Here is a 19292-nt window from a genome sequence, read left to right as displayed (position 1 = left end):
TTAAATTTAAATATTAAATTCCAATCAAAGCGTGGAAAAGTAGGATAAATTGTGGATAACGATTTTTGAAACATTAAATTTACAAAAAAATAGATTTTCTCTTGCTTTGTTTGCTGTGTGTTAACTGTGTATAAGTGGATAAAATTTGTGGATAAGTATGTGTATAAATAGAGGGAATATTAAATTACGGACAATATACGTAAAATTAGTATAGAATGTATAGAAAAATCGTATAAATAAGCAGTTTTCCACAATCTATCCCCTGATTTCGGTGCATAATTATTTTTTTAAATGATTAATGTGGAAGTATTTTACTTAAATCTATCCTCAGGCTGTGTATAACTTGTTGATAAAGTGTGTGTAAACCCTTAATATCTGGTACTAATTTGTGTATAAGCTGTTTATAATTCAAAAATCGAATTTACATAAAAAGAGATCAAATATCTACTGATTTTGACCCTTATTGATTAAAGTATAAAGATCAGTTATAACGCAGAAACCACATCTGATGAAATTCAATTAATTCTAACGAATAAAAGAATAGAGGAATGATACATGGTGAGAAATAATATCGCTGCTGCACGCAAACAACCTTCAGAATCGTCGTTGAAAGAGATTTTATCTAGCTTTTGGGACCCGAACGGTCGAGTGATGATGGCTGTACACAGAGGAAATTGGAAGCAAGCACCAGAAAACTCATTAGCAGCGATTCAATATTCAGTTGTTGCTGGAGCGGATATGATTGAAATTGATGTACAACAGACTACGGATGGTGTATTGATTCTGATGCATGATGAGACCGTCGATCGAATGACCAATGGAACAGGCTCTATTAATGAAATGACGTTTAGACAGTTGCGGGAACTTCGTCTGCGTCAATATCAAGGTGGAATCAATCAACCATTAACCAATTACAGCATTCCTACATTAGAAGAAATATTAATTTTGATCAAAAATAAAGTTATGATTAATTTGGATAAATGTTGGGATTATCGGGAGCAAGTCTATGAAGTATTATTACGTACAGGTACAGTATCGCAAGCTTTATTTAAAAGTACAGCCAGTGCGGCAGAAGTACAGTTATTTTTGGCAGATAAAATAGAGCAACCGTTGTATATGCAGATTATTGATGATTCGAATCCGGAGATGGTTCAAGATATTGATTACATCTGTGCAGCGGTACAGCCACAAGCTTTTGAGATTTGCTTTGAAGATGAAGCAGACGAACGGATATCCATAGAAGTATTAGACCGTATCAAAAGCAATCATTGCCGTATTTGGACAAATACAATGTGGGATTCGATCTGCGGTGGTCATTCAGATATTATTTCTCGGGTAGATGTATCAGAAGGATGGGAATGGCATATTCGCCGTGGTGTGAATATGATTCAGACCGATGATCCAGAAGGATTATTTGCGTATCTTAACGAATAACATAAGGATAGCTATTATTTGATCTATATTGCACAACTATCATACAAAAAAGAAGCTTTCCATAACGATAGGAAAAGCTTCTTTTTGTGTATGAACAAAATCGTTTATACTTGACTGGCTTGGAGTGCTGCACTTTTGCCTGCATTATAACCGGTAGTAAAAGCAGCAGTAATATTGTATCCACCTGTATAGCCATGAATATCTAACACTTCACCACAAAAGTATAATCCGTTCATTAATTTAGATTCCATGGTTTTGGGATCGACTTCTTTCAGGTTTACACCGCCACCTGTAACAAAAGCTTCTTTGATCGACAGTGTACCATGCATCGCAATCGGGAAAGCTTTGAGTAATTTCGCCATCTCTAACCATAATTGACGGGGAATATTATAGAAGGTAATATCGTCTTCTAGCCCTGATTTGCTCAAGATCAGCGGAATCATTCGTTCAGGTAGATAACCTTTTAATACATTTTTAATCGCTTTTTTTGAATCCGTTTCCGCTAAAGCAAGAGTTTCATTATAGACATCATCTACCGATTTGTCAGGAAACAAGTCTAGCGTAACCATAATAGAAGTAACCGGAAATTTTTTGAGTGCTTTGACCACATATTGGCTACATCTTAGAGCGGTAGGGCCCGATATCCCGAAATGGGTAAAAATCATATCGCCATCATGATAAATTAACTTTTTGCCCTTTGGATTCCATACGGTTAAGCCGATATTACGTAAAGATAATCCTTGAAGTTCTTTGCTCTGAATAAATGGTTCTGGTGAAGTCATAGGAACTTCAGTAGGATAAAGGTCTGTAATCGTATGTCCTGCTTGTTCTGCCCAGGCATAACCATCGCCTTCTGAACCAGTCTGAGGAACCGATTTACCACCTACAGCGATAATAACAGCCCGGCTGTGAAATACTTCGCCAGAGCGAAGTCGTACTCCGACAGCCTGCCCTTGATCGTATAGCACTTCGTCTACAGTGCTATTGGTACGAATCTGTACGCCTTGAGAACGCACTTTATTAATCAGTGCATCGACAACTGTTTTGGCTTTGTCTGATACAGGGAACATTCTACCGTTATCTTCTTCTTTAAGCTGAATACCCATATTTTCAAAAAAAGTCATAATATCTCGATTGCTAAAATTAGCGAGAGCACTGTATAGAAAACGTCCGTTACCCGGAATGTATTTGATCAAGTCATCGATTTCTTTAGCATTGGTGACATTGCAACGTCCACCACCAGAGATTCCAAGCTTACGCCCTAATTTGTTTCCTTTATCAACGAGTAGAACCTGTGCACCATCTTCACTTGCTGCGACACTTGCCATCAGTCCAGCTGATCCGCCGCCAATTACTATAATATCGTATATCAACATGTATCTTTCCTTTGTCTTAAAAATAGGAACAGACTCTGTACTATCCAAGAATCGTTCTTTTTCAATATACCACTAATAAGGAATGGATAGGACAACAAATCATAAATAGTTATTGAACAAATGTTTATAATGATAGCGAGCAGGGGTATTGAGTAGATGATTTCAAAATATTAGCGTAAATTTCTATATATTGTAATGTAATGTCTGCTATGATTTAATCGGGATAAGACATATGTAAAGGAGGGGCACGTCATTATTATTGTCGTCAAGGAAATTCTACTGCAAATGTTGTCTGTAGGTTCTGCTATTTTTTTCTTCATGGGCGTTATTGAACGCAGTGGCTACGATTCCTTGCATAATGGACGATTAGCATGGCGTGGATATTCTCCCGTTATTGTAGTTTCCTTCGCCATTAGTATAATGATTTGTTGGTTTTTCTCGATGTATAGTGCATCTCCCTACGCTTTACATATGGGCGTAGTTTCACTGATTGTTGGAGTCATGTATATAGGCCCTCTTCGCGGTATAGTTTTACTGGGGTTAGGTATCGCAATGTATTTTATATTTAACAACCATTGGAGTTGGAATGGCTTACTTATAGATACCGGATTATTACTGTTTCCATTTATATGCCTGATTTCTTTACGATTTCGCATAGCGACTTTAAAAGTTAAACGCTCGTTTGTAGCGTCTCTTATTTTGTTAAGTGCTGTATTATCTATGATTATTTCGTTGTTAAATCAAAATGCAGTACCGATGAGTCCGGAACTCTGGATCATGGTCGTGATGATTGTTTTGGCGGCATTAGCTGCAGGAGATTATTGCGTGCAAGCGATTGAACGTATTATAGAGAAAAAAGAAATTGATCGACAGATGTTACGTTTATCGAACAAATTTATTACAGAAGCTGAAAAGTTACGTCAGATTATGAATGTATCACCCATGATTATTACATCGCTTGATGAACATGGACGGATTACTTCGATTAATGCAAGCGCTTTGCAATTGATGAAACGCTCATTCCCGGATATGACCGCAGAATCTGCAATCGGGTTTCATTTCACCGGCTTGCAAAAAGAAGATATTACACCAGGTCTACACGAAGTAGTAACGTTAACGAAAGCTGCTCAAGCAGGTCAAGAAACGATTAACAAATTGCTTCGTCTAGGTTATGGTTCATTTTATGTGAATATTGTGCCTTTGCGTACATTTTCAGAAGAACCGTCTGGTGTGGTTATTTTGAGTCAAGATACGACAGAGTTAGAACGGTTACGTAACGAATTGGATCATGTCGAGCAGTTAAGCCTTGTTGGTAAAATGGCTGCTAGTATCACGCATGAGATCCGCAATCCAATGGCAGTCGTTAGAGGGTTTTTGCAGTTAATGCAAGAAAAGAGCCCACCTTCGCTTGATCATTATTACGTGATAGTAATGGATGAATTGGATCGTGCAAATAGTATTATTAACGACTTTTTGTCTCTGGCACAGAATCGAGTGGTTGAGAAGCAGTGGATTCATTTACATTCTATTATAGAAGAATTGCTGCCGTTATTATGGGCAGATGCGAATCTACGAGGACAAAGTATCGTTTTTGTACCCGGCAAAGACTTGCCTGAACTGAACTTAAATTCCAAAGAGATCAAACAGCTTATTCTGAACCTGGCACGCAATGGAATGGAATCGATGGATGACAAAGGTGAGCTCAAGATCGAGACGTATTGTCATGGCAATGAGGTGACCATGAGTATTCAAGATATAGGGCCGGGAATTTCTCCAGATAAGTTAGAGAAATTATTTGAGCCATTTTATACGACCAAATCCAAAGGGACAGGTTTGGGGTTATCGCTTTGCCTGAGTATTGTAGAGCGCCATCATGGTCGTATTCAGGTAGAATCAGAAGAAGGCGTCAAAACAACGTTTAACGTCATCTTTGATCCTTCGCATGATCAAGTGAATTCTACTGAAAATAAAGATTAATTTATGGTATTGTCTTAACAAGTATTGTATTCTGTTGCTTGCTTTCAGCCTATATGACTGTATAATATAACTTAACGCTTATTAAAAGTAAGGAGTGAATAACAATGTCAATGTCTTTTGATCAATATATGCGAGATATGGTTCAACCGATGCGGGATGAACTAACTACACTAGGTATTACGGAGCTTCGTACTCCAGAAGAGGTAGAAGCACATCTTCCTGATCAAAAAGGAACAACACTGGTTGTCGTGAACTCTGTATGCGGATGCGCAGCAGGTCAATGTCGTCCAGGCGTAGCTCAAGCACTGCAAAATGAATTAAAACCGGATCATTTGTATACGGTATTTGCAGGACAAGATAAAGAAGCAACAGCCAAAGCACGCGAATATTTCGCACCATTCCCACCGTCTTCGCCTTCGATTGCTTTGATGAAAGATGGAGAATTAGTCCACTTTATCGAGCGTCACCAGATTGAAAATAATTCAGCAGAAGATATTGCTTATGCATTGAATGATGCATTTGAAAAATATTGCCTGTAATCTAACCTAACGGTTTATATAAACATCTATCAATGTCCTGCGATTTTCGGCTAAGCTGAAAATCGCAGGACATTTGTTTTTTTTAGCTGATATGAATAGAATGGAATGGGTAAAGATGTATTACAGAATGAATAAAAGGAGTGGAAATAAAGATGAGTATACAACAGCAAATTATTGATGATTTACGTGTTCAACCAACAATTGAACCGGATGCAGAGATTCGCAAGCGTGTTGATTTTCTCAAATCCTATATTCAACAATCAGGTACACAAGGATTACTGATTGCAATTAGTGGTGGAATTGATAGTGCAGTTGCCGCAGGTCTTTGTAAACAAGCAACGGATGAGCTTAGTGAGTCCACAGGTAAAAAATACATGACACTTGGTGTATATCAACCTTATGGACAACAATCAGATATCGCTGATAGCTATGCGGTTGCTGAAGCATTCAAGCTTGAACATACAGTTGAAACTGATGTACAGAGCGGTGTAGATGCCATTACTGATCTTGTAAATAAAGTGTTGCCAAGCATTGATATTCAAGATCCAATTACACCTCAAGCCAAAGGTAATATCAAAGCAAGAACACGTATGGTCACTCAATATGCACTAGCTAATGAATTGAATTTGTTAGTAGTCGGAACCGATCATGCTTCTGAAGCGATCACAGGCTTTTTCACCAAATATGGTGATGGCGCAGTAGATATCACGCCATTAAGCACGTTAAACAAACGTCAGGTTCGTCAATTGGCTACACATATGGCTGTACCCCAATCGATTCTAGATAAAGCTCCTTCTGCTGGACTATGGGAAGATCAGACGGATGAAGACGAGTTAGGGATTACGTATAATGACAATAGTGACTATCTAGAAGGCAAAACAATAGATCAAGTAGCAGCAGAGCGTCTTGAAAGTTATTACAAACGCACTGCACACAAACGTGATCCAATTCCAGGTATCTAAATCACAGTTGCTATACTATAAAGTCTGAACATAATGACGGATTTTTTTATACACACGAAAAAACAGCGTTCTTTTAACCTGAGCAAAGGTTGAAAGAACGCTGTTTTATGCTTGGATGTAAAGTGGCAACCCAAATAACTAAATAGATTAATCCAAACGACTACCAATAACACTACGAATAAATGTACTGCTGGCTTCCAATGCTTGATCCAATTGAGGAGAAGAACCGACAAAAGGATGAACCGTATTAAACATATGGTTACCGCCTTCAATAGCAACATAATTAATCGAAGGATTAGCATTTAGCAAAGCTTGTGAGCCTTCAAGCAGATGAGGATGATCTTCTGTTCCTTGCACAAGCATAATCGGCAAAGCAGCTTCTGTTATTCGATGAAGCAGATCATATTGTTCACGGTGCTCCTCAATATCATCAATAATGATTCGATCAAGTGGCATCTGTTGACCTGTACGTGCATTGGTAATATAACTTCTGCCCGCAGTCACCATTTCTTTTTTCTGTTCTGTCGTGAATAAGCTTGGCAGATCGCTTATACCATTCCATGATAATACACCAGCAATCTGATCTGGATGATCGAGTGCATGCACTAGACTCACTCCACCTCCACGGCTATGACCAAGCACAAAAATAGGTACTTCTTGATATTGTGATTGTTCTTTTATATAATTCGTCAAGTTCGATAAATCTTCCAATTCAAAACCATACGTATTACGAGCAAATAACTCAAGCTCTGTAAATTCTTCTGGCTGTTCGCCAATACCATTATGTGAGAAATTAAATGTAATCACATCACCGATACTGCTCAACTGCTGGGCAACATACGGGAACATGCCCCAATCTTTGAATCCTTTATAACCATGAGCGATAATAATAACAGCTCGTACTTCATGCTTAGCAGGGTAGCGAGTACAACGAATGACTGCCCCGTCTGCTCCGGGGATCGTGAATGAATTTGACATCATCATTACCTCCTTCTAAGTACTACTTACCCAAAGCACTTGGTAATCAAAGCGTAACCGATATCGAATAAACAATGATTTGGGCTTTAGCTGAATATCTAACTATACATGCTTGGCAGTACAAGCAACACCAATGGTACAATAATAGTATTCAAGATTGGAATGTGCAGGAGGTACGTATTTTGATTTATGGTATAGGACATGATGTCCTTGAAATTAAACGGGTAGCTAGAATTGTCACAGGTTCACAAGGGTCCAAATTTATAGATCGTATACTAACACCAGCCGAACGTAACATTGCTCAGACCAAAGGAGCCAAACTACACGAATTTGTAGCTGGACGCTTTGCTGCCAAAGAAGCTATTTCTAAAGGATTCGGCTCTGGGATTGGCGCTACAATAAGCTTTGGTGATATAGAGATTGTACCGAATCCTTCAGGCAAACCTACGGTTGCCTTATCTGCTCAAGCATGGGAGCGATTAGGATTATCAGATCAAGCTGAACAGTATGCTATTCATTTAAGCATTTCTCACCAGACCGAATTAGCTTCTGCTTTTGCCGTTATCGAAAAAATAACGTTAACCCATTGAAATTAAGCATGTTATCTACACTTATGCACCTCATTTACAACATGATTCTACATCATATCTGATCACATAAGATTGCGATCATTGAAGGAGAGTACTATGTCTAATTTAGCCTTAAAGCAAGAAGCCAAAACGTATTTTAGTCGTGAATTGTTAGTCTGGTATGACGAACATAAGCGTGATTTGCCATGGAGACGAAGTCGTAACCCTTATCATATCTGGATCTCTGAAATTATGTTGCAACAGACACGTGTTGATACTGTAATTCCTTACTTTACTCGCTTTATCGAGAAATTCCCGACGGTAGAAGCATTAGCGACTGCACCGGAAGAAGAAGTGTTAAAAAGCTGGGAAGGGCTAGGCTATTACTCACGTGCCCGTAATCTACAAGCAGCGGCGCAACAAGTGGTAGAGCGTCATGAAGGTATTGTACCGAATACACCAGAAGAAATCTCTGCCCTTAAAGGAATAGGCCCGTATACTGCGGGTGCAGTGCTTAGTATTGCTTATGGTGTTCCTGTTCCAGCCGTAGATGGTAACGTGATGCGTGTATTATCGAGATACTTCTGCTTAGAAGATGATATTGCTAAGGGGCCTACACGGGTCAAAATGGAAGTGCTCGCTAAAGAGTTAATTCCACGTGGTCGTGCTTCGGATTTCAATCAAGCGTTAATGGAACTTGGAGCTATGGTATGTACGCCCAAATCTCCGGGTTGCCTTACCTGTCCGGTGATGAAGCATTGTGAAGGACGAATGAATGGGATGGAGCTTATATTGCCGATCAAAACCAAATCCAAACCTCCACGTCCTGAACATCGTTTACTCGCTCTGGTTGAAGGAACAGGAGAACGCGCAGGACAAGTATTGATTCGCCAACGTCCAGCTACAGGATTACTTGCACGCATGTGGGAGTTGCCTCATATTCTTGCAGACGATTCCAAAAAAGCAGGTGCAGGTGCAGACTTGCCGGATACAGATGCAATGAAGCGCTTAACCCATGGGATTCATAACGAAGGAGTAGATATCCAACCGCTAGAGCCGTGGATTACAGAAGAGCATACGTTTAGCCATATCCATTGGACGATGCGTGTATTCCGCTGTCGTGAAGCTGGAGTCTCTGCTACAGGGCAACAATCAGAACCTACTGTTCGTTATACAAGTTCGGCGACACAGCCGTTAGAAGCGTCACAAGGCGCTTTGAAAGAGATCGATCCTTTGGAATATGAACAAGCTACACTAGAGCTCAAATTATCAGGTTCAACACCAAGCAGTCTACAGAAAATCCAAAAACAACTTCACCTTGATGATACATTGGCAGTAGAACAACAAGAAGCGGTTGCAGAGCATCCAGAAGTTTATGAAGCTGTTCCAAGTACACTGATGGGTGAAGCTTTTGCTTACGATTATCGCTGGATTACCGCAGACGATATGAAAAATTATGCGTTTCCCAATCTATTCCTCAAAATTCTGCAACAGCATTTTGCCCAGTAAAAAGGAGCGATATAGCCATGATATCGTTAGAGGAAAGTGAACAATCATTAACCGAGCATGAATGGCAGACCTTTGCTAACAGTATAGACTATCCAATTCCAGAATCGTTCAAAGAATTCTATTTACAGCATAATGGAGGTTATCTAGAACCATTATTTGTAGATGGGGAAGAATATGCGCCTTTGATTCATGGATTTATGCCTATTACGTATGGTTCACTAACGATAGAGCAATTAATGATAGATATGCAGTATGCGTGGGATATTTTGCAAGAAGTCTGTATTCCATTTGCTTCTGATGCTGGAGGTAACAGCTTTTTGTTACGAATAGTGCCTCAACACTATGGAGAAGTTGTTGTCTGGCTAGAGGAAGAGGAGTCGATCATTCCTTGTCGTCATTCTTTTGCCGAATTGCTAGAGGATCTGCCTTATTATTAAGTGTGACTGATTTTTAAAGCTTGATAGTGACATTATAAAGTATAGTTACAACGAGAATATAGCGTACAGTAGAGATTCAGTGGTGTACGCTATTTCTGTTGATAGCTATACTAATTTTGCTTTGTAAATTTGCAGGACAAATCCAAAAGCAATCAATTGAAAGTTTTATCATCCGGTGTGTTTTGATGTAACTTATTTTGGAGAACATGTTGAAACAATGGGTACTCTAATCTATAATGATAATCATTATCAATTAGAATAGATTGCTGAAAGTCTAACGAAAATACATAGTACACAGAGATATGATATTTTGGAAATGATGGAGGTAAGTCATTATGAAACCTAAAGAATTAGGAGCGTTACTGTTATTGGGTGCTCTCTGGGGAGCCTCATTTATATTTATACGAATAGCCGCACCTGTATTGGGACCAATCTGGCTGATTGATTTACGTGTATGGATTGCAGGTATTGTACTACTTATCTATGCGTTTATTGTGCGCAAATTGCCTGATTTTAAAAAGGAATGGAAATATTATCTGATGTTGGGTCTATTAAATGCAGCTATTCCTTTTTCACTTATTGCGTATTCAGCTGTTCATCTCAATGCTTCTTTAACAGCTATTTTGAATGCTACAACCCCCCTTTTTACAGCGATTGTAGCTCGCATCTGGTTAAAAGAATATTTATCTGTTCGTAAAGTGATTGGTATTCTGATTGGACTTGTAGGTGTGTGTATTCTGATGGGTTGGAGTTCCGTTCCATTTACATTAGAAGTATGGTTGTCGATCGGTGCTTCGCTAACAGCGGCGTTATTTTACGGTATCGGCAGTGTGTATACGAAACTTACCTTTACCAATACACCGGCTCTTTCGTTATCGATCGGGCAACAGCTAGCAGCCGGAATTATTCTTATTCCTTTAAGTGTAGTGACTGTACCTACAGTAACGATTTCACTAACCGTGATGATCGCTGTATTAGGGTTAGCGGTGTTATGTACGGCTATTGGCTACCTGTTATATTTCTATCTCGTGGAGCATGTCGGCCCAACCAAAACAGTAAGTGTGACTTTTTTAGTTCCGTTATTCGGTATTTTCTGGGGAATCTTGCTCTTAAATGAACATATTACTTTAGGAACGATTGTCGGGTTGATCGTGATTTTTATAGGTGTTATTTTGATGAATGGTGTACAGAAGACCAAGAAGATCAGAGTATAAAGAATAAAAAAAGCCCTTTGGAATATAAATACTCCAAAGGGCTTTTTGATACTTCTATTGTAAAAGGGTATATTCTTATTTTGCAGCAGCGTAACGTTTGTTTACTGCATCCCAGTTGATTACATTCCAGAAAGCTGCAATGTAGTCAGGGCGTTTGTTTTGATATTTAAGGTAGTATGCATGTTCCCACACATCAATACCAAGTAATGGAGTAGCACCTTCCATAACCGGGCTATCTTGGTTAGGAGTACTTGTTACTGCCAATTTGCCATCTTTAACAACTAGCCAAGCCCAACCGCTACCAAAACGAGTAGTTGCTGCTTTAGCGAAGTCTTCTTTGAATTTCTCAAATCCACCTAGTTCGCTATCGATTGCTGCTGCGATATCACCAGTAGGTGCGCCGCCAGCGTCAGGTCCGATAATTTCCCAGAAAAGACTGTGGTTGTAATGTCCGCCACCGTGGTTACGAACTGCTGTACGAATACCTTCAGGTACGCTGTCCAGGTTGCTGATCAATTCTTCTAAGCTTTTGCTTTGCAATTCAGGAGCACTTTCCAAAGCGGTATTCAGACTAGTCACATATGTGTTGTGATGACGGTCATGGTGAATCATCATCGTTTGTTCGTCGATGTGTGGTTCCAGAGCGTTGTTAGGGTACGGTAATGCTGGTAATTCGAATGCCATTGTAAAATACCTCCCAGAATTTAGAATTCAGAAACGAAAGTTAGCAGAAACAATAAGAAAAATAGTATTCAACTTAATGACAACTGCTAAAAACCGTTCCCTATGTAAATAAACATATTACTCTCTATATTAAACCGTATATTTTTGACTAAATCAACTTTTATGTTTAGAAAGTTGATGTGGTGCGGGTTCCGAGCGATTTATTTTATTTTAATATATAAAAAGAATAGAAGGAAAAAGAGTCGAAAATGCACGAAATATGACAAAAAGTATAGTGAGCTTACTAAAGTAGTGTTATACTATATTTTGTCCCGCATACAACTTTAATTGAAGATATAATAATTGCCGTGAATATTTATAAGCGTTTATTTATAAATATAATTGGGTATCCATTAATTACCAAATTATGTTTAAAGTGGAACCGATAGGTGAAAAACAGAGTAATTAAGCGCTTTCAAAAGAAAATTGGTGTAATCTGGCGGAAATTGTGGTTTAATTATCGTTGAGGTTATATTCTGCACATTTTTGCAGTTTTTTGTTGTCTTTTGGTCGATGTGTACTATAGGATTTTATGCAATCCTTTATCGTTGGACGCAACGCTTCTATAAGCGAATGTCCTTCTTTTTGTTTTTTTATAAGGGTGTACTTAATCAAGCTGATGAAAAGGGAGTTTGGAGTATGAATGTTCGTTCCTTTAAATTAAGTGATTTGAGTCTCGTTACAGAACTCTTGCAGGTGGCTTTATCTGAAGAATGTTACGAGAACACGATGGGACCGTTCGCCACACAATTATCATGGGATTCCGAGCTAATCGTAGTAGCGGAACAAGGCGAAGAGATTGTTGGTCTATTAATCGGTACAATCGATCGGAATTTTGGTTGTTATTACCGCATCGCTGTACATCCTGATGTTAGACGCAGAGGTGTAGGTACGGCACTTGTCAAAGCTATGGAACAACGTTTTGAGCAACGCAATGTCAGTGGCATTATGGTCGCTGGCGATGAGCACAACAAGGCTGTATTACCACTTTACGAAGCAATGGGATATGGAGAGAATAAAGTCTTGAAGACTTTTGACAAACTCAGTATCGTTGCTGTTCATGCGTAAAGTTTAGAGAGAAGAATTTTATGTAATATCCACATATGAGCACATCTTGCCCTCCGAAACACGGATGGGAATAAAGATGTGCTTTTCTATATTTAGGAAGAATTTAAGGTATAATAAACATAACGTAAGATTTTAAATGAGGTGTATTATGTATTGGCGGGAATGGCTCAAGACGATGGTCTTGGCATTAATCATACTCGGCATATTGAATAGTTGGGTATTTAATATATCAACAGTCAAAGGACAGTCGATGCAACCAACTCTTGTACAGCAAGAACGGTTGTTTATCAATAAATTAATCTATAAATTTCATACACCGGCACGCGGAGATATTATTATTTTGCATGATCCTATATTGAGTGCAAGCCCCAGCTCCAAATTGTTAGTGAAACGAGTCATTGCTATCGGCGGAGATACGATTGAGATTCGTAACCACCGAGTATATATCAATCAGATTGAACAGCAGGAAACGTATATTGATACCGATATAGGAGATGAAGATCACAAGCCGATGATAGTGCCAGAAGGGCAATATTATGTCATGGGTGATAATCGTCATGAAGGAATGAGTAAAGACAGTCGTATTTTTGGTACGATAGCTTTAACGCAGATTGTCGGACGTGCCGATTTTATTATATGGCCTTTATCCAAATGGGCATTTTTATAGAACGTATTATAGGAGGTGACAGTGCATGACGCAGCAAGAAGTATTACAACAAACAACAACCAGATGGGAACAGCTCAAGCTTGAAATCAAGCAGGCTGCGCCATCGCTGGGCATAGATGATGTAGGCTTTACGACAGCAGATCCTTTTTTGTATTTAAAAGGAGTCTTGGAAGAGCATCGTCGTAAAGGGCATGAATCAGGTTTTGAAGAACCGGATATTGAGAAACGTATTCACCCGAGCTTGGCATTAGATGGAGCGAAGTCGATTATAGCGATATCTGTTACCTATCATTCCAAAATGGAAAACCCGCCTAAGTCAGAACCCGGACAATATCGAGGCATTATGGCACGTTCAGCATGGGGCAAAGATTATCACTATGTACTACGTGATCGGATGCAGCGTTTAGAAGATTTTATTCGGGAAAAGGTACCGGAAGTTCGAATAGAAAGTATGGTAGATACCGGGGTGTTGTCAGATCGCGCGGTGGCTCAGCGTGCAGGGATCGGTTTTTACGGTAAAAACTGTGCTGTGATTTCACCTACATTAGGTTCATGGATATTTCTAGGTGATATGATCACGGATATTCCGTTTCCACCCGATACGCCAGTTACTGAAGATTGCGGAACATGTACCAAATGTATAGATGCTTGTCCAACAGGAGCATTAGTAGGTCCCGGACAATTGAACTCACAAGTCTGTGTTTCTTTTCTAACACAGACTAAAGGCATGTTATCTGATGAGCATATGCGTAAGATCGGAAATCGATTGTATGGTTGCGATACCTGCCAGATTGTATGTCCCAAAAACAAAGGCAAGAACTGGAATCATCAAGAAGAACTTCGCCCTGATCCAGAAAAAGCCAAGCCATTATTATTACCGATACTTGATCTCAGTAATCGAGAATTTAAAGAACAATTTGGTGATACTTCTGCGGCATGGCGTGGCAAAAAGCCGATTCAACGCAATGCAGTTATTGCGCTCGGGAATTTCCGGGACAAATCGGCTGTGCCGAAGTTAACCGAATTACTACATCGTGATCCTAGACCAGAGCTCAGAGGAACAATCGCATGGGCGCTTAGCCGAATAGGTGGCGAAGATGCGCTACAAGCAGTGATCCATGCGCTCGCCAAAGAAGTGGAGCCTGAAGTCACGGAACGTTTGCTCCAAGCCAAAGCTATACTTGAAGGAGAGATCGCAGAATGATTTCTTTGTATTACTATGAAATTAAGGTGCCTACAGGAACCATAACGCTAACATCGTCACTTCATGGGATATGCCGTTTAGATTTTAAATCTTATGCCGATAATAAAGATAAGATGGCAATCTGGGCAAAGCGCTGGTATGGAGAGCATAAGTATATATATTCGCCTGATCATTTACAGTCAGCCGTACAGCAGTTACATGAATATTTTGCAGGAGAGCGGCAAATCTTTGAGTTGTCGTTTGATTTGCAAGGTACTGATTTTCAGCGTCTGGTCTGGCAAGGGTTACAGACTATTCCTTATGGAGAAGTCGTTTCGTATAAATGGATCGCTCAGCAGATTGGCCATCCTACAGCAGTACGAGCCGTTGGAGGCGCTAATAATCGTAATCCAGTACCGCTGCTTATTCCATGTCATCGTGTGATTGGAATGAATGGACAAATGGTCGGTTATGGTAGTGGTCTGCCACTGAAAGAATGGTTATTGAATCTGGAAGGGTATCCTATTGAACCTGTGCTATTTGAATTGAAATAGAGCTCATATTCTAATATCGGTAAAGGAGACTTCCCATGAGGTACGTAAACATCGATAAAGTAGAGACAGGGCAATATTTGGGCAAAGCGATTTATTCAGGTAATGGAGCGATTCTATTGTCTGCTGGTGTACAACTGACCGTCTATATGATTAATACACTTAATCGGATCGGAGTCACGATGTTGTATATTCAAGATGAGAACTTTGCTGATATTGAAATGGAAGAGGTACTCAGCGAAGCGACCAAACAGATGATGATCCGTGAAATGAGTGATACGTTCGATGCTGTTCGTTCCGGTAAAGAGTGGAGTCCGAATAAAGTAGCTTTTAGTATTGAACAATTGCTTGAAGATATTACAAGTATGCGTGAAGTACAGGTGCAATTAACTGATATCAAAACAAACGATAATGTGCAATATGTACATGCGATGAATGTCTGTCTTTTGTCCGCTATGATGGGGATGAATATGGGACTCAATCAACATCAACTGAAAGATTTAGCAACAGGGGCTTTACTGCATGATGTCGGTAAATTTTCAAAGATAGCGGAAGATGATCTGGAGATCGGTTCCAAAAACCATCATACATGGCGTGGATTCGAACTCATCAAAACCAAGCGAGAATTCAACTTAATGATCGCTCATATTGCACTTCAACATCATGAACGAATGGATGGCAAAGGCAAGCCACGTGGACTTAATGAAGAAGAAATTCATGTGTATGCTCGTATTGTAGCCACAGCGAATACTTATGATAATCTGATTACATCCAAAGACAACGGTGGACAGGGATTATTGCCTCATCAAGCTTGCGAAGAAATGATGGCTCAATCGGATCGTATGTTAGATCATGATGTGTTAGTGGAATTTACACGTATTATCTCGGTGTATCCTAATGGTACAGGTGTGCGATTATCGAATAAAGAAACAGGTGTGATCGTCAGACAACATCGGGGCTTACCCGGTCGTCCGGTGGTACGCATTGTAAGCGGAAGTGGTGGCGATCTAGACGTCAAAGAAATTGATCTGGCGAATGCAACGACTACATTTATTGAAGCAGTTATGATGTAACTTCTAACGATTGAAAATGTTTGCTAAGCCGATCACGGAAATGGTATGATAAATGCTGTTCCTGCCTTTATCGGTTAAGGGCGTAGTGTACCCTTTTACAAGGAACTTCACACTATAATTCATCTACAGGGGTGGCAGTTATGACGTGGTTAAACTGGGTCATTCCAATCGTGACTTTGATTGTCGGTCTGATTGGCGGCTTTTTTATTGGTGCATATTATTTGCGCAAACAGATGGAAAAAATGCAAAACGATCCAGCAGCTTTGCAAAAAATGGCGAAGCAAATGGGTTACAACCTGAATGGTAAGCAGATGCAACAAGCTCAACAAATGATGAAAAATAATCCACAAGGTGGCAAAGCGCCTAAAGCTAAAATGCCTCCTATGGGTCGCGGAAATACAGGTAAACGCAGAAGATAAGCAAGTAGCATCACAGGGATCAGGTCCATAAAGACCTTGTAATGGGAAGAGGAGGTCACTATGGCTGGTATCAAAGATTATACCAATCTTGATGTCGGTGAAAACCGTGCACAGATTGAAGACCATATCCGTCAGATTTTGAAATTGATCGGAGAAGATACAGAACGTGAAGGTTTGCTTGATACGCCTGCACGTGTTACTCGTATGTACGAGGAGATTTTTGCTGGTTATAGCGTAGATCCTAGAGAAGCGCTAGGTGTAACTTTTAACGAGAATCACGAAGAAATGGTTATCGTTAAAGACATTGTCTATTACAGTCAATGTGAGCATCATATGGCTCCTTTTTTCGGCAAAGTGCATATCGGTTATGTACCTAGCGGTAAAATTGCAGGCTTAAGCAAATTCGCTCGTCTGGTCGAAGCTGTCAGTCGTCGTCTACAAGTTCAAGAACGTATTACTTCTCAAATTGCAGATATATTGGTGGAAGTACTTGATCCAACAGGCGTTATGGTTGTGGTTGAAGGCGAACATCTATGCATGTGTGCACGAGGTGTTAAAAAGCCAGGTAGCAAAACGATCACTTCCGCAGTTCGCGGTGGATTCCGTACAGATGCACCATTACGTGCTGAATTTTTAGCATTGATTAAAGACTAAATATGAATAAAAAACAAGACGCCTACTTACTAAATAGAAGGGGTCTTGTTTTTGTTTATTTTAGATAGGTGTATATTTAGAAAGTATAAAATATGTTACACTTAATAAAGTCATTTTGTAATCAAGGAGTTGTAACATATGCCCGACTGGCATCTTAAAGATAGATTAAATCATGTTTACTTAGCAGAAATAGTATCAATGGCAGATTCTGATACAGATAATCTTCATAAGTTAGGATGGCAAGTCGAATTTGACTGGTCGATATATTGCCAAAGCAACAATGACTATAACGCTTATAAGCTTCTTTCTATACATAGTTCTTACATACAAGGTGCAATAGCATATCGTGATAATGATGATCATGTATATGTTGATTTGTTAGAAAGCGCTCCTCAAAATCGTTATCGTTTTAAAGATCGTATTTTTGTGAATGTAACAGATGTTCTTCTGGGACAAGCTTGTTTATACAGTCAATCTATAGGATATGATGGGTTCGTTTCATTTGTTCCTAAAAACGAATTAATCAGATATTATCAACAACGATTCAATGCAAAGTTTATTGGAAATAGTCAAGGTATGTACTTAGATGATATTGATGCAAGAAGGATAATAGAGTTATACTATTATTAAAGGAGATGATCTGATGCTAAGAAACAAATTAATTAAATTGAATGAAGCTTCTTTGCAATCGATTCATCATACTAATCAAAATATACGTCGTGTAAAGAATGTGACTCAAACATGGAGCACTACTTCAAAACCAATAGTGATGATTAAACCTGCTTCTGCTAAGCAATTAGTAGATATGAATGTAGGCATGAGAGCTATTCGCCAGAGTATGAAAGAAGACCTTGGACAAAAACAATATGATGCCCGTATGCAAAGTAATCGGGAATGGTTTGAACAATATACTGCAATTCAAGTTCGTTCTTGATGATATAACAAGGTAAAAGTGATTATTCAAAAATGGTAGGGATGATGCCGAATGGCAGTGTTCCTGCCATTTTTTTATGTAGAGGACATATAGAAACTGATATAATACAATGATTAGAATCAAGCAACTGAAGTGGAGGAATCATGATGTCAGCAGACAATCATCGGCATTCTATCCCTACATTAATCGATGTGCCTGTAGGTTTGGAACAGGCGGTATGGGTAGAACGACCATTGGTAGAGCAAGGAGATTCGATATTAGCACCATTAGCATGGGAAGAGTTAATGTGTCGTCAAGTGGGGCAAGGGCATCCTCCTGTGATTCATCTCTGGCGACATACAGATGGTATGGCGATTGGTCTGCGTGATCGGCGATTGACGTATGCTACACAAGCAATGGAACAATTTCGGCAAAAGGGTACATCGGTCTGTGTACGTCCTTCAGGTGGTGCGGCAGTTCCTTTACATCCCGGTATTTTGAATCTATCGATTATACTCCCTAATCCTAAGCGCAATATTAGTATTCATCGTGATTTTCGCTTTATGGCGGATTGGATCAGTCGAGCAGTCGATCCGTGGAATACACATTCTCATGTGGGTGAGATCGAAGGGGCATTTTGTCCGGGAGATTATGATGTGAGTATTGCTGGACGAAAGTTCTGCGGTATAGCTCAGCGTAGACAAGCCAAAGCCTATATTATTACGGCTTTTATTATTGTAGAAGGTCGTGGAGATGAATTGTCCGCAGGGATTCGGCGCTTTTATGATCTGGCAGTAGGGGAGCAGGACAAAGGATATCCTGTTGTACAACAAGGCACGATGGGCAGTCTATCTGAATTAGCGCAAGTACCCGATGTAACTTCATATACAGAGCAATTAAAATCTATTTTAGCAGAAGGTCAATCGATTGAAATGATCAAGGAACAGACTTTATTTTCACCACAAGATATTCAACAGATGGAAGAGTACTTGATCCAGCGATATGACGAATAGAGAAGCGAAGTAGAAGTGAATTAAGAACGGGAT

General features: G+C 39.5%; 19 protein-coding genes and 1 pseudogene. 17 read left to right on the top strand and 3 right to left on the bottom strand.

Annotated elements, in window-relative coordinates:
* Positions 1–555 precede the first annotated feature (555 nt).
* Positions 556–1434 carry a glycerophosphodiester phosphodiesterase family protein gene (locus tag PTI45_RS20485; RefSeq protein WP_069329443.1) on the top strand — a complete coding sequence of 293 codons (879 nt, stop codon included), beginning with the start codon at positions 556–558 and terminating at the stop codon, positions 1432–1434.
* A gap of 104 nt (positions 1435–1538) precedes the next feature.
* Here the strand turns inward: PTI45_RS20485 and PTI45_RS20480 are convergent, their stop codons facing one another.
* The gene (locus PTI45_RS20480; protein ID WP_069329746.1) at positions 1539–2807 is read right to left on the bottom strand and encodes a BaiN/RdsA family NAD(P)/FAD-dependent oxidoreductase; all 1269 of its coding nucleotides are present in this window, start codon (positions 2805–2807) and stop codon (positions 1539–1541) included.
* 321 nt (positions 2808–3128) lie between these two features.
* On the opposite strand from PTI45_RS20480, the gene PTI45_RS20475 reads away from it, so the two are divergent.
* The 3 genes from PTI45_RS20475 to nadE all read left to right on the top strand — a co-directional run bounded on the left by PTI45_RS20475 (position 3129) and on the right by nadE (position 6288).
* The gene (locus PTI45_RS20475; RefSeq protein WP_161594297.1) at positions 3129–4787 is read left to right on the top strand and encodes an ATP-binding protein; all 1659 of its coding nucleotides are present in this window, start codon (positions 3129–3131) and stop codon (positions 4785–4787) included.
* A 104-nt stretch (positions 4788–4891) separates the two neighbouring features.
* Positions 4892–5326 (top strand): BrxA/BrxB family bacilliredoxin, encoded by a 435-nt coding sequence (locus PTI45_RS20470; RefSeq protein ID WP_069329441.1) that lies wholly within the window; start codon positions 4892–4894, stop codon positions 5324–5326.
* A gap of 152 nt (positions 5327–5478) precedes the next feature.
* A complete protein-coding gene (nadE, locus tag PTI45_RS20465; RefSeq protein ID WP_069329440.1) occupies positions 5479–6288 on the top strand; it encodes an ammonia-dependent NAD(+) synthetase in 810 nt (269 codons plus the stop codon).
* Positions 6289–6435: 147 nt separating this feature from the next.
* Here the strand turns inward: nadE and PTI45_RS20460 are convergent, their stop codons facing one another.
* Positions 6436–7266, bottom strand: a complete 831-nt coding sequence (locus tag PTI45_RS20460) for an alpha/beta hydrolase family protein (RefSeq protein ID WP_069329439.1) — start codon at positions 7264–7266, stop codon at positions 6436–6438.
* A gap of 182 nt (positions 7267–7448) precedes the next feature.
* Between PTI45_RS20460 and acpS the strand changes: the two genes are divergently transcribed.
* The 4 genes from acpS (at position 7449) to PTI45_RS20440 (ending at position 10995) form a co-directional block, all read left to right on the top strand.
* Positions 7449–7856: a holo-ACP synthase gene (acpS, locus tag PTI45_RS20455; protein WP_069329438.1), complete on the top strand. Its 408-nt coding sequence runs from the start codon at positions 7449–7451 to the stop codon at positions 7854–7856.
* Between the two features lie 96 nt (positions 7857–7952).
* Positions 7953–9344: an A/G-specific adenine glycosylase gene (gene mutY / locus PTI45_RS20450; RefSeq protein WP_069329437.1), complete on the top strand. Its 1392-nt coding sequence runs from the start codon at positions 7953–7955 to the stop codon at positions 9342–9344.
* A gap of 17 nt (positions 9345–9361) precedes the next feature.
* Positions 9362–9781: an SMI1/KNR4 family protein gene (locus tag PTI45_RS20445; RefSeq protein WP_069329436.1), complete on the top strand. Its 420-nt coding sequence runs from the start codon at positions 9362–9364 to the stop codon at positions 9779–9781.
* Positions 9782–10116: 335 nt separating this feature from the next.
* On the top strand, positions 10117–10995 hold the full coding sequence (locus PTI45_RS20440; protein ID WP_069329435.1) for a DMT family transporter: 879 nt from the start codon (positions 10117–10119) through the stop codon (positions 10993–10995).
* Positions 10996–11070: 75 nt separating this feature from the next.
* Here PTI45_RS20440 and PTI45_RS20435 read toward each other — a convergent pair whose 3' ends face one another.
* Positions 11071–11679 carry a superoxide dismutase gene (locus tag PTI45_RS20435; RefSeq protein WP_069329434.1) on the bottom strand — a complete coding sequence of 203 codons (609 nt, stop codon included), beginning with the start codon at positions 11677–11679 and terminating at the stop codon, positions 11071–11073.
* A 678-nt stretch (positions 11680–12357) separates the two neighbouring features.
* Here PTI45_RS20435 and PTI45_RS20430 point away from each other — a divergent pair.
* The 9 genes and pseudogenes from PTI45_RS20430 to PTI45_RS20385 all read left to right on the top strand — a co-directional run bounded on the left by PTI45_RS20430 (position 12358) and on the right by PTI45_RS20385 (position 19259).
* Positions 12358–12786 carry a GNAT family N-acetyltransferase gene (locus PTI45_RS20430; protein ID WP_069329433.1) on the top strand — a complete coding sequence of 143 codons (429 nt, stop codon included), beginning with the start codon at positions 12358–12360 and terminating at the stop codon, positions 12784–12786.
* A 148-nt stretch (positions 12787–12934) separates the two neighbouring features.
* Positions 12935–13453 carry a signal peptidase I gene (lepB, locus tag PTI45_RS20425; RefSeq protein WP_069329432.1) on the top strand — a complete coding sequence of 173 codons (519 nt, stop codon included), beginning with the start codon at positions 12935–12937 and terminating at the stop codon, positions 13451–13453.
* Positions 13454–13478: 25 nt separating this feature from the next.
* Positions 13479–15190, top strand: a pseudogene (gene queG, locus PTI45_RS20420) (tRNA epoxyqueuosine(34) reductase QueG).
* Between the two features lie 35 nt (positions 15191–15225).
* Positions 15226–16260, top strand: coding sequence for an HD-GYP domain-containing protein (locus PTI45_RS20410; RefSeq protein ID WP_069329429.1), 1035 nt, complete (start codon positions 15226–15228; stop codon positions 16258–16260).
* Positions 16261–16400: 140 nt separating this feature from the next.
* Positions 16401–16679 carry a YneF family protein gene (locus PTI45_RS20405; protein ID WP_069329428.1) on the top strand — a complete coding sequence of 93 codons (279 nt, stop codon included), beginning with the start codon at positions 16401–16403 and terminating at the stop codon, positions 16677–16679.
* Positions 16680–16739: 60 nt separating this feature from the next.
* The gene (folE, locus tag PTI45_RS20400; protein ID WP_069329427.1) at positions 16740–17333 is read left to right on the top strand and encodes a GTP cyclohydrolase I FolE; all 594 of its coding nucleotides are present in this window, start codon (positions 16740–16742) and stop codon (positions 17331–17333) included.
* A 138-nt stretch (positions 17334–17471) separates the two neighbouring features.
* Complete coding sequence (locus PTI45_RS20395) at positions 17472–17963, top strand: hypothetical protein (RefSeq protein ID WP_069329426.1); 492 nt, start codon at positions 17472–17474, stop codon at positions 17961–17963.
* 13 nt (positions 17964–17976) lie between these two features.
* Entirely contained in the window at positions 17977–18267 is a 291-nt protein-coding gene (locus tag PTI45_RS20390; protein WP_069329425.1) for a hypothetical protein, read from the top strand.
* A gap of 146 nt (positions 18268–18413) precedes the next feature.
* Positions 18414–19259 carry a lipoate--protein ligase family protein gene (locus PTI45_RS20385; protein WP_069329424.1) on the top strand — a complete coding sequence of 282 codons (846 nt, stop codon included), beginning with the start codon at positions 18414–18416 and terminating at the stop codon, positions 19257–19259.
* Positions 19260–19292: the final 33 nt, after the last annotated feature.

The organism is Paenibacillus nuruki (genome assembly GCF_001721045.1).
Classification (GTDB): Bacteria; Bacillota; Bacilli; order Paenibacillales; family Paenibacillaceae; genus Saccharibacillus; species Saccharibacillus nuruki.
This window is presented reverse-complemented; position numbering and strand designations above follow the sequence as displayed.

Excerpts from the sequence above, each read along its gene's own strand:
- mutY (WP_069329437.1), top strand. The coding sequence starts at position 7,953 with ATGTCTAATTTAGCCTTAAAGCAAGAAGCCAAAACGTATTTTAGTCGT.
- PTI45_RS20410 (WP_069329429.1), top strand. The coding sequence starts at position 15,226 with ATGAGGTACGTAAACATCGATAAAGTAGAGACAGGGCAATATTTGGGC.
- PTI45_RS20485 (WP_069329443.1), top strand. The coding sequence starts at position 556 with ATGGTGAGAAATAATATCGCTGCTGCACGCAAACAACCTTCAGAATCG.
- PTI45_RS20440 (WP_069329435.1), top strand. The coding sequence starts at position 10,117 with ATGAAACCTAAAGAATTAGGAGCGTTACTGTTATTGGGTGCTCTCTGG.
- PTI45_RS20385 (WP_069329424.1), top strand. The coding sequence starts at position 18,414 with ATGTCAGCAGACAATCATCGGCATTCTATCCCTACATTAATCGATGTG.
- nadE (WP_069329440.1), top strand. The coding sequence starts at position 5,479 with ATGAGTATACAACAGCAAATTATTGATGATTTACGTGTTCAACCAACA.
- PTI45_RS20390 (WP_069329425.1), top strand. The coding sequence starts at position 17,977 with ATGCTAAGAAACAAATTAATTAAATTGAATGAAGCTTCTTTGCAATCG.
- PTI45_RS20460 (WP_069329439.1), bottom strand. The coding sequence starts at position 7,266 with ATGTCAAATTCATTCACGATCCCCGGAGCAGACGGGGCAGTCATTCGT.
- lepB (WP_069329432.1), top strand. The coding sequence starts at position 12,935 with ATGTATTGGCGGGAATGGCTCAAGACGATGGTCTTGGCATTAATCATA.
- PTI45_RS20395 (WP_069329426.1), top strand. The coding sequence starts at position 17,472 with ATGCCCGACTGGCATCTTAAAGATAGATTAAATCATGTTTACTTAGCA.
- PTI45_RS20405 (WP_069329428.1), top strand. The coding sequence starts at position 16,401 with ATGACGTGGTTAAACTGGGTCATTCCAATCGTGACTTTGATTGTCGGT.
- PTI45_RS20435 (WP_069329434.1), bottom strand. The coding sequence starts at position 11,679 with ATGGCATTCGAATTACCAGCATTACCGTACCCTAACAACGCTCTGGAA.
- folE (WP_069329427.1), top strand. The coding sequence starts at position 16,740 with ATGGCTGGTATCAAAGATTATACCAATCTTGATGTCGGTGAAAACCGT.
- PTI45_RS20475 (WP_161594297.1), top strand. The coding sequence starts at position 3,129 with ATGGGCGTTATTGAACGCAGTGGCTACGATTCCTTGCATAATGGACGA.
- PTI45_RS20445 (WP_069329436.1), top strand. The coding sequence starts at position 9,362 with ATGATATCGTTAGAGGAAAGTGAACAATCATTAACCGAGCATGAATGG.
- PTI45_RS20470 (WP_069329441.1), top strand. The coding sequence starts at position 4,892 with ATGTCAATGTCTTTTGATCAATATATGCGAGATATGGTTCAACCGATG.
- PTI45_RS20430 (WP_069329433.1), top strand. The coding sequence starts at position 12,358 with ATGAATGTTCGTTCCTTTAAATTAAGTGATTTGAGTCTCGTTACAGAA.